Here is a 12,487-nt window from a genome sequence, read left to right as displayed (position 1 = left end):
AATATATATTTATATTATACTATAGAACAAATGACCAAGTTCCATTTGAAAATGACCGAAAATGACCATGACCGAAAATGACCGGGGGAAATGAACATGCAAAAATAGCATTTAGTTAAATTGTGACATATCAGCCACTTACGCCATTTTCACCATCTTATTCCCGTAAAAACTTGATTTCAGCCTCAAAATTTTGTATCTTTGCACCGGCAATCGAAAGAACAGCCTTTTGTGCCTCAGGGCGGTCATCATAGAAGACCGCAGCGGGTCTTAAATGATGGCAGGCGCCGGTCATCAATGAAGACCCAAAAAAGCACAGAAAACGGGGCTTTCCGGGTAGTTGTGATTTTAACGAACTCATTAAACACAAAAACGAGTATGATTAACTACAGCATCGTAATGCGCAGCGTGAACGCAAACCTTTTGGAGATTAACCAGGCAAAGTCACGCATCAACCAGGCTAAGCAGGAGGGTAAGAATCCTGACCAGAAGGACCTCGACCTCGTGAAGACCGAGAAGCAGAATGCGTTCGCCATCTCGCAGTACACCGATGTGATGACCATCGAGAAGTTTGCCAAGCACATCACTTCTCACGGCAGTGTGTATTCAAGAGCTGACATCAGCGCCATCCTCTACATGGCAGTGGACTGCATGAGAGAGATGCTGCTTGAGGGCAAGACCAACGTTGACCTCAACGCCCCTATCGACCCTGATGGCGGCGACGACGGCAACGGCGGAAGCAGCACTACTGGCGGCGGAAGCAATGCAGGCGGTAGCGGAACCACCGGCTCTGAGGGCGGCAACAAGGGTGACACGGGTACTTCCGGCGGCAATACCGGAGAGGGCTCAGGCAAGACCGACCCAGGTTCCAGTGACGGCGACAACACGGATGTAACTATCTAGCCGATGAGAGAGTGCCATAAGTATCTTGCCTAGGGTATAATAAGGCACGGATTACACGGATTTAGGCACTCATGTAAATAAAGCCGATTATAAATCTCATCAAGAATCCGAATGATCGTGAAAATCCGTGTAATCCGTGTAATCCGTGCCTAAAAACTAAAAGATGATGAAAAAGGAAACCTGGAAAATGGTGATTCAGATAGCCATCAGCATCCTGACGGCTATCGCCACCTCGCTCGGCGTAACGAGCTGCATGTAAGCTAATAAAAGAAACTGAAAAGAAAAGCAAACCGCTCCACCTATTTATATATATAGGCGGAGCGGTTTTTACAGCAGATTCACATACTCTGCCGGCTTCATGCCATACTGCTTCTGGAAGCACTTGGCAAAATAGCTGGAACTGCTGAAACCGGTCATTTCGCTCACTTCGCTGATGCGATACTTGCGCTCCTGCAACAGGCGGGCAGCCGTGCTGAGACGTATCGCCTGTATCAGTTCGTTAGGCGTTACCGCCAGCAGCGTCTTTACCTTATTAAATAAGGAGCTGCGACTCATGCCCAGCTTATCTGCCAAGAACTGTACATTCAAATCCGGATTCGCAAGATTGTCTTTTATCAGCTTCTCCAAATCCACCAGGAACCTGCGCTCTGGAGAATAATTCTCTTCCTCTGCTGCAGATGATTCCGCCGAAGAGGCAAAAGATACAAATTCTGCTGCTGGCCCTGATGATAGTCCTGCTAATGGTCCTGCAGATAATCCAGCTGATGGTCCTGCAGAAGAATTTGCAGAAGAAGCCTTAGATGAATCCCCGGCGGCTGTTTCCTTAGGGAATCGGAATATCAGCGTGCGGCGCATTTCTATCAGCTGGTTCACACTCGCCACGAGATATTTCATCGAGAACGGCTTGGAGATGAATACATCAGCTCCGCAAATCTTGCTCTGAGCCTTGCTATCCTCATCAGTCTTCGCCGACAGTATGACGATTGGCAGATGGCAGATACTCTTGTTCTGGCGCACCTTCTGACAGAATTCAACTCCGTTCATCACAGGCATTATCCAACTGGTGATAATCAGACTCAGCTCGTCGTGCTTAGACAATATACGCAGTGCCTGCACGCCGTTATCTGCCACCAGCATTCTGTATTTTTCTGACAGAGAGTTTACGATGAAATCTCTCATGTCCTTATCATTCTCCACTACCAGGATGGTAGGGCGATTGTCCATAGGAGCCTCAGGAACAGGCTCAGAAGATGGCTCAGAGGCTGATGCTGAAACTGCCGATGATTCTGCCGATGATTCTGCCTCCATCAGCTCTACCCTATTGCCATCGAGCAGCTGGTCTACGAGAGTCAGCATTCGCTGGGAATTGCGGCTGAAAACATCTATCAAACCATCCATCTCGTCGACGTTCTTCATATCATCCTTATTCATACGATTCTTCCTCGAATCTTCATTCTTCATATCGTCCTCCATCAATCCTTCCTTCACTTTCTGCCACTTCTCCTTCAGAGCATCCAGCGGACCGAGTATCAGGGTGAGCGGAATGCGGATTTCGCGGGCTACCATAGCGAAGAACTGCAGGCGAGCATCGCGCAGCTCCAGCTCCTTCTTCTCAGCCAGGCTGTCCAGCTCTTGCTGATGGCGAAGCTTCAGCTTCTTCCATTGGTACCATACGAGCAGGCCAATGAGAAGCAGATAGATGAGCTTGGCAGGCAGCGACCACCAGAATGGCGGATGCACCACTATCTGAAGCGTTGCCTCGTCCTCAGACCACACGCCGTCGTTGTTGGTGGCCTTCACACGGAAGGTGTAACTGCCGGCTGGCAGATTGGTATAGGCGGCACGGGGTTCGTGGGTGGTGGTCCATTCGTCGTCGAATCCATCGAGCTTATAGCTGTAGAGATTCTTCTCGGGAGAGACATAGCTCAGTGCCGAAAACGAGAAGGTGACGGCATTTTCATCGTGAGAGAGGCTGATTTCATCTACCTTGTCCAATGCCTCGGGAAGCTTATCGGAGCCCACCTCCATGCGCTTGTTGAAGAGCGAGAGAGAAGTGATTGCCACGGGCGGCGCTATACGGTTGAGCGTAACCTGCTGCGGACGGAAGGCGTTGAAGCCCTGAGTAGTGCCGAAATAGATTCTGCCATCGGACGACAGAAGACAGGAATTGGCAAGAAACTGGTCGCTGGTCAATCCGTCGAAACGGCAGAACTTCTGCACCAGCTTGTCCTCGGAATACTTCACGATGCCCTTGCCCGACGACAGCCACATGCTGCCCTGGGCGAAGAGAATGGACTTGAAATCCTGACTTGGAGCATCGACGGCGATGCGGCGAAAGGAGTCGCTGGAAGGCTGATATTCACACAATCCCTGAAGGGTGGCTACGAAGAGGCGCCCCTTGCCGTCGGTCTGAATGCTGTTTACCTGGTTGCTGCCCAGCGAACTGGTGTCCTTCTCGCTGTAGAGATACTGCTTCCAGGTGTTGTTGCGACGAAGACACCAGAGTCCGTTTTCCTGGGTAGCAAACCAAAGGTTGCCCTGACGATCCTCCTCCATATCAATGGTAAGGCCGTTGAAGAGTTTTACTCTTCTGAACTCCTGCTTCTGATCATCAAACAGGAAGGCACCCAGCATGGATGTGGCCCAGAGACGGTGTTTCCTGTCGCGGAAGAAATTGTAGCAGCTGCTGCTCAAGACATAGCTATCCATCCTGACGGGCGTCTGCGCCCCCGTAGTCATGTTCATCCTGATGATGCCCCTGCCATAGGTTCCCACCCACAAGTTGTCGCCATCCACGAACAGCGCATGGGCGTTGTATTTCGCCATCTCCTGCTTGCCTGGGAAATCAACGAAACTGTCGGTCTGCGGGTCGTAGCAGTCGAGGCCTGCATCGTCGGTGGCTATCCAGATGCGATGGCGGGCATCCTCGGCAAAGCGGCTCACCACGCTGCCCTGCAGTCCGCCCAGGGTAGGGAAATACATGTCAAACCGGTTGCGCATGGCAGAAGACGGGATGTAGTTCACACCACCATAGTAGGTGCCTATCCAGAGACCATCTTCCCTATCCCTCATAATGCCATATACAAACCGCTCGGCGGTGCGGCGTGCAGGATTCTCCACCTCCGACAGCATGCGCCACTGGTTGGTCATCCTGTCATACTGCACCAGTCCATCATCGCTGCCAACGAGCACATAGCGGCTGTCTCCATAGAGCTTGTGGATGAAGTTCATACCGTTGCCCGGCACAGGGGGAATGAGGAGTTTGGCAAAGCCGTCGTTGCTCACGCGAAAGAGTCCTTCCTTCCAGGTTCCCACCAGAATGCTGCCATCTGCATTTGCCAGCATCGCCATTCCCCTAAGCTGGGTAGCATCTCCCTTCAGGGCGAAAGGCTTGAAGTTGTCGGCAGTTTTCTGAAGGCGGAAGAGCGAAGCCCCTGCCTTGAGGCTGAGCGCCCACACATGGCTGTTGACATCAATGAGCACGCAATCTACGCTGCCCCTGCTCGCCTTCATGGGATAATGGTGACAGTAATGGCTGGTAAGGTTGAATTTGAAGATTCCCTGGGTTCCGGTGGAAATCCATGCATTATGTTCCCCATCAACAACAATATGGTTGACGGAGGAAGTAATCTTTTCATCGAGCTTCTGAAATTGCTCGGTGGTGAAATTGAAGAGGAAGACTCCCTTAGAGGTTCCCACCAGGAGACCTTCGTCGCAGACGGCAAGTGCCAGGATTTCCTGGTTGAGCTGCATGGTGGCATTGTAGTAGGTGATTACCTGGTAGCCGTCGTAGCGGCAGAGTCCGTAATCGGTGGCTAGCCATACAAAGCCGTTTTTATCCTGCACAATGCTCTTCACGGCATTGCTGGGCAATCCCGTGTTCATAGTAATGGAGCGCATTTGCGGATTTCCGGTCATATTCCTGCCCCATGAGCTGGCTGGCACCATTGCCATGCAAAGGGCGCCAGCTAGGATTATCATCATTTTCTTCATTTTCAAGTAATTTCAGTTCAGTTCTTATTCTTGTCTTTTCTATCTCTCTTTTACTTCTGTTATTTTACTGTTTCTTATATTATTTTGCCTGTTTCTTCTATTTATGAATCTCTCCGTTCATTATTTCTTTCTGACACTTTCACGGTATTTCAGCGGTGACGTATGCAGATGCTCCCTCACATACTTGCCGAAGAACGAAGTGTTGGAGAAGCCCAGAATGCACGATACTTCCTTGATAGACATGGAGGTGGAGCGCAGATAGTACGTAATATCTGCCAGGGTGTATTCCGTAATCCAATCGATAGCCGTCTTGCCCGAATGGCGCTTGCAGATGATGGAGAGGTACTTGGGCGTGATGCAGAGCTGGCGGGCGAAATACTCCACCGGGCGATGCTTGATGTCCTCCTGCTGCAGATTCTCAAGAAACTTGTCGAAGAGTTCGACGGTGCTGGAGTTCAGATCGTCTGCCGACATATCCTCGAGCAGCAGATTGCTCACTGCCAGCAGGGCGCTCTTGAGCAGCGTCTCCACTATCTCGCGGCGATAGGGCTTCCACGAGGTGCGCTCGCTGAAGGTGGTGTCGAGGCAGAGGCGCACCAGTTCTGTAAACTTGGCGTAGAACTTCATATCCACCTCGTTCATCTTCAGTACCAGTACCTTGCTCACATACATGGCGCGGTTCCACACCGAGATATGCGACTGAAGGATGCTGAGCAATCCATGGTTGCTTACGCACATCGCCGTGCACGCAAAATCATCCGACACCTCCTTGATGTCGAGTATGGAATTGGGCGGACTGATAAAGATGTCGCCCCTTTCTACGGAAAATTCCCGCCCGTTGAGTTCAGCCTTCAGGCTTCCCCTGTGGCAAGATGCAATCATGTTCATCTGGAACCTCATCGGGTCGGGGTTCTGCAACACCTTGACATTGTCGATAATCAAGATATCCTCGTCGAGATAGCTGGCGCTGATCTCGGCACTCTGCGCAAACTCACCTTCCTCGATGCGCTGCTTCACGTCCTTCTGTTCTTTCATTAATACGTTTTTAAAATCTTCATTCTTCGTTCTTCACTCTTCACTTTCTAGAACGCTTCCCTGTACTTATTTTCATCCTTATCCTCCAGCATGGAGAGATAACTCTGGTAGCGACTGGCTGCAATGTAATGGTTCTCCACTGCCTTGATAACGGCACAGCCAGGTTCGTGGGTGTGGGTGCAGTCGGAGAACTTGCAGTCTTGCGAGAACTTGAATATCTCCTTGAAGTAGCTGGTGAGTTCCTCCTTCTCAATATCGAAGGTTCCGAAGCCCTTGATGCCCGGAGTATCAATGAGATAGCCGCCCTCAGGCAGGTCGAGCATCTCGCTGAAGGTGGTGGTATGCATTCCGCTGTTGTGCGCCTCGCTGATTTCGGCGGTGCGCTGGGCAGCATCGGGGATAAGCTGGTTGATGAGCGTGGATTTTCCCACACCGCTGTTGCCGCTGAGCAGAGACTTCTTGTCCTTGATGAGCGGGCGCAGTTCGTCTACTCCTTCACCCGTGGCTGCAGAGATTTCCACACACTTGTATCCGATGGTTTCATAGAGGGTGCGCATCATTTTCTCGTAGTGCAGCTCTTGCTCGGAGAGCAGGTCGCACTTGTTGAACACGATGATGACAGGCACTCTGTATGCTTCGGCTCCGGCCAGGAAGCGGTCGATGAAGGTGGTGGATGTCTCCGGATAGTTCACGGTAACCACGAGCAGTGCCTGGTCTACGTTGGCTGCCAGGATATGACTCTGCTTGCTGAGGTTAGGTGATTTTCGGATGATGTAGTTCCGGCGGTCTTCGATGGAAGAGATGAAGGCGGTGCCTTCCTGGTTGGTGATAAGCTGCACGTAGTCGCCCACCGCCACGGGGTTGGTGCTGCGGATTCCCTTCAGTCGGAAATTGCCTTTTATCTTGCTTTCAATCAGCTGGCCATCGTCAGTCTTGACGGTGTACCAGCTGCCTGTATTCTTAATAACGAGTCCTCTCATTATCACATACTAATAATGTAATCCTAAAAAGGGTGAGCCTTTCTAGACTGTCATGATTTCCTTTTCCTTCTCGTCCATCAAACCTTCGAGCTGCTTGATGTACTTGTCGTGAAGCTTCTGCAAATCATTCTCTGCATCCTTCTCCAAGTCCTCAGAAAGACCATCCTTGATAGCCTTCTTCAGCTTCTCCTTCACCTCCTGGCGCACGTTGCGAACCTCAATCTTGGCACGCTCGGCAATCTTGTTACACTGCTTAACCAGCTCCTTGCGGCGCTCGCCAGTAGGCTGAGGAATACCGAGGCGAACAATCTCGCCATTGTTCTCTGGAGTAATACCCACTCCGCTATCCATGATAGCCTTCTCGATGTCCTTGATGGCCTTCTTGTCCCAAGGGCGGATGGCGATGGTACGCGCATCAGGAGTTGTTACGGTGGCTACCTGGTTCAGGGGAACCATGCTGCCATAGCTGTTAACACGCACGCCGTCGAGGATTGCTACGTTGGCGCGACCTGCACGGATATGAGAGAGTTCTTCTGCGAGATACATCGCAGCCATCTCCATACGCTCTGCTGCAGAATTCAAAGTTTCTTTTACGTCGATCATAGTCTGTATATTTTTATTTTTTATTATTTTATTAATTCCAATCTTTTGAGTTCCTCACCCACATAGTTGGTAAGTTCCACAAACTGCGGGATGCTGAGCTGCTCAGGGCGCTTGGTCATGATGTCGGTGGTGTAGAAATCCTCTCGTGGAGTTACACCCGGAAACATCTGCTTCAAGCTCACGCGCAGCATCTTGCGGCGCTGGTTGAACACGGTCTTCACCAGTCGCTTGAAGAGCTTCTCATCGCAGCCCAGGTCGGTCACCTTGTTGCGGGTCATGCGGATTACGGCACTCTTTACCTTTGGAGGTGGATTGAACACGCCCTCGTCTACGGTAAAGAGATACTCCACATCGTACCATGCCTGGATGAGCACGCTGAGGATGCCATACGCCTTATTGCCTGGCTCGGATGCCATACGCAACGCCACTTCTCGCTGAATCATGCCGGTGCAGCAAGGAATGAGATCCTTGTAGTCGAGCATCTTGAAGAAAATCTGCGAGGAAATGTCGTAAGGGTAATTGCCCGTGAGCACGAACTGCTTTCCGTCGAATATCTGGTTGAGGTCCATTCTCAGAAAATCCTCTCCTATGATATTGTCCTTCAGCTGAGGGAAGTTTTCGTGCAGATAAGCCACCGACTCTGAGTCGATTTCCACCGCCTTCACGAGGCGTGGCTTCTCTACGAGATATTGCGTAAGCACACCCATTCCCGGTCCGATTTCGAGCACGGGAATATCAGGGCAGGCATCCACCGTATCGGCGATGCGCTTGGCTATGTTGAGGTCAGTAAGGAAGTGCTGACCCAGATTTTTCTTTGGCTTTACAGCTTTCATCATTCTCTATCTGTTTCCGACCTTTCGGTCTGTTTGTTATTTCTTACTATATATATTTTGCAAAAATACGATTATTTTTCGAGAAATCATCGCTTAGATGCGATTTTTTTTCTCTTTTATATAAAAAAGAGGAAATAAAAAGGGGCAGAAGCGTTTATTTATGCTAAAAATATGCAGAAACCGCACCATATAAGCGATAAAAGTATTACCTTTGCACTATGATGGAAAAGAAAAAGATAGCAAACAATATCTGGAAGGTGGCTCTCTCGCTGTTTCTGGGCGGAGCCATCCTCTACTGGATGTATCGCGGATTTGACTTCAGGCAGGTGGAGGACGTGGTGCTCCACAGGATGAGTTGGACCTGGATGCTGCTGTCGTTCCCCTTTGGCATCTCGGCACAGCTCTTCAGGGGCTGGAGATGGAAACAGGCGCTGGAACCCATCGGCGAAAAGCCCCGAAGCAGCGTAAGCATCAACTCCATCTTCATATCCTACGCCCTGAGCCTCGTTATCCCGAGATCGGGTGAATTTGCAAGATGCGCCGTGCTGAAGAGATGGGACGGAATCTCGTTTCCCAAATCGCTGGGTACGGTGGTAACAGAAAGAGCCATCGACTCGCTGCTCGTGCTGCTCATCGCCGGACTGGTGTTTCTGATGCAGATTCCCGTGTTCCTGAACTTCTTCGACAAGACGGGCACCAGCATGGACAGCATCTTGGGGAAGTTTACCGCCACGGGCTACCTGGTTACCGCCATCTGCGGCGTTGCCGTGCTCATCCTGGCACACATCCTGCTCAAGAAGCTGGCTATATATAATAAGGTGAAAGCCACGCTGAGCGGACTGTGGCAGGGAGTGATTTCGCTGAAGGGCGTGAAGAACGCACCCCTCTACATCGCCTTTACCCTGGGCATCTGGCTGAGTTATTTCCTGCACTATTATCTCACATTCCAGTGCTTCGAATCAACCAGCCACCTGAACCTGATGTGCGGACTGGTTACCTTCATCGTGGGCAGCATTGCCGTGGTGGTACCTACCCCCAACGGAGCGGGTCCCTGGCATTTCGCCGTGAAGACGATGCTCATCCTCTACGGCATCCAGCAGAACGACGCACTCTACTTCGTGCTCATCGTACACTCGGTGCAGACGCTGCTCGTCATCCTGCTGGGCATTTACGCATGGATAGCCCTGGCGTTTACAAGAAAAAAAACATTAACATTTTAAATAAAGATATTATGGCTGACATTAAGAATCTAAGTCCAGTTGAAATCTGGCGCAACTTCGACAAGTTGACACAAGTTCCACGTCCATCAGGACATTTGGAGAAAATTCAGGCTTATTTGCTCAACTGGGCAAAGGAGGCTGGCGTAGAGGCTTTCCAGGATGCTGCTGGAAACATCGTGATGCGCAAACCTGCTACTCCAGGCATGGAGAACAGAAAGGGCGTTATCATGCAGGCACACATGGACATGGTGCCTCAGAAGGCTCCTGAAAGCAACCACGACTTCGAGAACGATCCTATCGAAACCATCATCGATGGCGACTGGGTACGTGCCAACAAGACTACACTGGGTAGCGACGACGGTCTGGGCGTGGCTACTATCATGGCTGTGATGGAGTCTAAGGACTTGCAGCACGGACCTGTAGAGGGTCTCATCACCGCTGACGAGGAGACAGGCATGTATGGTGCCAACGACCTGCCTGAGGGCGAACTGAACGGAGAGATCCTCTTGAACCTCGACACAGAGGTATGGGGCGAGTTCGTAATCGGAAGTGCCGGCGGTATCGACATCACAGCAACACTCGACTATAAGGAGGTGGAGACAGACAAGGAAGATGCAGCCGTAAAGGTTACCCTGAAGGGATTGAAGGGCGGTCACTCCGGCATCGAGATCAACGAGGGCAGAGCCAACGCCAACAAGTGCATGGTTCGCTTCGTCCGTGAGGCAATCTCCGAACTTGACGCACGCCTGGCTTCATGGCAGGGCGGCAACATGCGTAACGCCATTCCATTCCAGGCAGAGGTGGTACTGACTCTGCCAAAGGAGAACGTAGAGGCCTTGAACGACATGGTAGCCGACTGGAAGGACGAGTTCTGCGATGAGTTCAACGGCATTGAGAACATCGAGAACATCGAGTTCTTCACCGAGAACGTAGAAACTCCAGCCACAGAGGTTCCTGCCGAGATTCAGGACAACCTGGTAGACGCCATCTTTGCTTGCCACGACGGCGTATTGCGCATGGCTCCATCCATGCCTGACATCGTAGAGACATCATCTAACCTCGCCATCATCGAAATAGGTGGCGGTAAGGCTGCCATCAAGATTCTGGCACGTTCTAGCCACGAGTATTACAAGATGTATCTGGCTACCATGATGGAGAGCTGCTTCAACATGGCTGGCATGAAGGTAGAGTTCAGCGGCGCTTACGGCGGCTGGAACCCTAACCCAAAGAGCGACATTCTGGAGCACGTATTGAAGGTGTACAAGGAGCAGAACGGCAAGGACGGCGTGGTTCAGGCTGTTCATGCGGGATTGGAGTGCTCTATCATCCTGGGCAAGTATCCTAACCTGGATGTAGTATCATTCGGTCCTACCCTGCTCAGCCCTCACACTGCCAACGAGCGTTGCCAGATTAGCTGCGTGGCTCCATTCTGGAACCTGATGAAGCAGCTGCTTGCCGAGATTCCTACCAAGTAAAGAAGGAAGAAATTACAAAAAGATTAAAAAAGGAAGCCGGGAAAGAATTTTCTCGGCTTTTTTGTCCCTTTTCTCAATAAAAATCATTATCTTTGCACCCGATTTCGCAAGCACTGTCATATCTGCCAAGAAAAGCAGAAGCTTCTCATCCCAAAAGACGGATGCGATGCTGCAGCCCACTTGCATAAGTTTCATCAAATTAACAACAAAATGGACGATTATCACGCGGAGAACAATTATGAATTGTAGGCGTGGAGATTCAGCATTCAGGAAACAGCCCCCCGAATAAAGAACGGTAAGGGCTAGAAAATCCAATAGCCAATCTCCATACCCAAACGTTTATTATTTTTTGGAGATTAGCAAACAATGAAGACATACTGGAACATAGAAAAGACTCTGTCTCCACTCAACGAGTGGCAGCCAAACTGCTGGATACAAGTAACATGTCCAACTGATGAAGACCAGCGCCTGCTGGAAGAAGAATTCAAAATCCCTGATTATTTCCTTTCGGATATCAGCGATACCGATGAGCGTGCCCGCTACGAATACGACGATGGCTGGATGCTCATCATCCTCCGTATCCCCTACGTCAAGGAAATACGCAGCCGCACACCTTACACCACCGTGCCGCTGGGCATCATCCACAAGCGCGACGTAACCATCACCGTATGCTTCTACGAAACCAACATGATGATAGATTTCGTGAGCTATCAGCAGAAACGCGGCGAGGGTTTCACCGACTACGTGGACATGATTTTCCGCCTCTTCCTCTCGTCGGCCGTATGGTACCTGAAGCGATTGAAGCAGATCAACTCGCTCATCGAGAAGGCGAAGCGCAATCTGGATCATGGCGTGAACAACGAGAGCCTGATAGGACTGAGCCGCCTGCAAGACTCCCTCACCTACTTCATCACCTCTATCCGAGGCAACGAAAACCTGCTCTCGAAATTGAAGTTCAAGCTACAGGTGGACGAATTGGATGCCGACCTCATCGAAGACGTGAACATTGAGATGACGCAGGCGAGAGAGACCACCAGCATCTATTCCGACATTCTGGAATCAACGATGGACACCTATTCGAGCATCATCAATAACAACATGAACACCACGATGCGAACCCTGACCAGTATCAGCATCGTGATGATGTTGCCAACGCTGATATCCTCCTTCTTCGGCATGAACCTGGTGAACGGCATGGAAGAAAGTCCCTACGGATTTGCCCTCGCCCTGGTCATCTCGTTTGTGGTATCCGGACTCACTTGGGGCTTCCTAAGATACAAAAGACTGCTCTAAAAGGCATTCTACATATAAAAAACATTAAAAAAATCGGATATCTTGACGGATATTCGATTTTTTTGTTTAAGTTTGCACAATATTATAACATTAGATTTGTGGCCGACTCGCGCAAGGCACGACAAGCGACCAAAGAAACTCGAATCATAAAC

Annotated in this window: 10 protein-coding genes; 5 read left to right on the top strand and 5 right to left on the bottom strand. The window is 50.5% G+C overall.

Annotated elements, in window-relative coordinates; all coding sequences use genetic code 11:
* The first annotated feature begins 378 nt into the window (after positions 1 to 378).
* Complete coding sequence (locus KUA49_RS05910; RefSeq protein WP_218412511.1) at positions 379 to 903, top strand: hypothetical protein; 525 nt, start codon at positions 379 to 381, stop codon at positions 901 to 903.
* A gap of 163 nt (positions 904 to 1,066) precedes the next feature.
* Positions 1,067 to 1,162 (top strand): smalltalk protein, encoded by a 96-nt coding sequence (locus KUA49_RS05905; protein WP_238405158.1) that lies wholly within the window; start codon positions 1,067 to 1,069, stop codon positions 1,160 to 1,162.
* Between the two features lie 68 nt (positions 1,163 to 1,230).
* Here KUA49_RS05905 and KUA49_RS05900 read toward each other — a convergent pair whose 3' ends face one another.
* From KUA49_RS05900 to rsmA, 5 genes are all read right to left on the bottom strand, one after another.
* Positions 1,231 to 4,887, bottom strand: coding sequence for a two-component regulator propeller domain-containing protein (locus tag KUA49_RS05900; RefSeq protein ID WP_218412512.1), 3,657 nt, complete (start codon positions 4,885 to 4,887; stop codon positions 1,231 to 1,233).
* 129 nt (positions 4,888 to 5,016) lie between these two features.
* Positions 5,017 to 5,931, bottom strand: a complete 915-nt coding sequence (locus tag KUA49_RS05895; RefSeq protein ID WP_218412513.1) for a helix-turn-helix domain-containing protein — start codon at positions 5,929 to 5,931, stop codon at positions 5,017 to 5,019.
* Positions 5,932 to 5,978: 47 nt separating this feature from the next.
* Positions 5,979 to 6,911: a ribosome small subunit-dependent GTPase A gene (gene rsgA, locus KUA49_RS05890; protein WP_218412514.1), complete on the bottom strand. Its 933-nt coding sequence runs from the start codon at positions 6,909 to 6,911 to the stop codon at positions 5,979 to 5,981.
* A 42-nt stretch (positions 6,912 to 6,953) separates the two neighbouring features.
* The gene (gene frr, locus KUA49_RS05885; protein WP_203041437.1) at positions 6,954 to 7,514 is read right to left on the bottom strand and encodes a ribosome recycling factor; all 561 of its coding nucleotides are present in this window, start codon (positions 7,512 to 7,514) and stop codon (positions 6,954 to 6,956) included.
* A gap of 23 nt (positions 7,515 to 7,537) precedes the next feature.
* Positions 7,538 to 8,347: a 16S rRNA (adenine(1518)-N(6)/adenine(1519)-N(6))-dimethyltransferase RsmA gene (gene rsmA / locus KUA49_RS05880; protein ID WP_203041456.1), complete on the bottom strand. Its 810-nt coding sequence runs from the start codon at positions 8,345 to 8,347 to the stop codon at positions 7,538 to 7,540.
* 221 nt (positions 8,348 to 8,568) lie between these two features.
* Between rsmA and KUA49_RS05875 the strand changes: the two genes are divergently transcribed.
* From KUA49_RS05875 to KUA49_RS05865, 3 genes are all read left to right on the top strand, one after another.
* Positions 8,569 to 9,567 carry a lysylphosphatidylglycerol synthase transmembrane domain-containing protein gene (locus KUA49_RS05875; RefSeq protein ID WP_218412530.1) on the top strand — a complete coding sequence of 333 codons (999 nt, stop codon included), beginning with the start codon at positions 8,569 to 8,571 and terminating at the stop codon, positions 9,565 to 9,567.
* A gap of 11 nt (positions 9,568 to 9,578) precedes the next feature.
* Complete coding sequence (locus tag KUA49_RS05870) at positions 9,579 to 11,042, top strand: aminoacyl-histidine dipeptidase (protein ID WP_218412515.1); 1,464 nt, start codon at positions 9,579 to 9,581, stop codon at positions 11,040 to 11,042.
* 366 nt (positions 11,043 to 11,408) lie between these two features.
* Positions 11,409 to 12,335 (top strand): magnesium transporter CorA family protein, encoded by a 927-nt coding sequence (locus KUA49_RS05865; protein WP_203041439.1) that lies wholly within the window; start codon positions 11,409 to 11,411, stop codon positions 12,333 to 12,335.
* Positions 12,336 to 12,487 lie beyond the last annotated feature (152 nt).

Source organism: Segatella copri (assembly GCF_019249655.2).
Lineage (GTDB): Bacteria > Bacteroidota > Bacteroidia > Bacteroidales > Bacteroidaceae > Prevotella.
The sequence above is the reverse complement of the archived record's forward strand: the minus strand, read 5'-3'. Positions and strand labels throughout refer to the sequence as shown.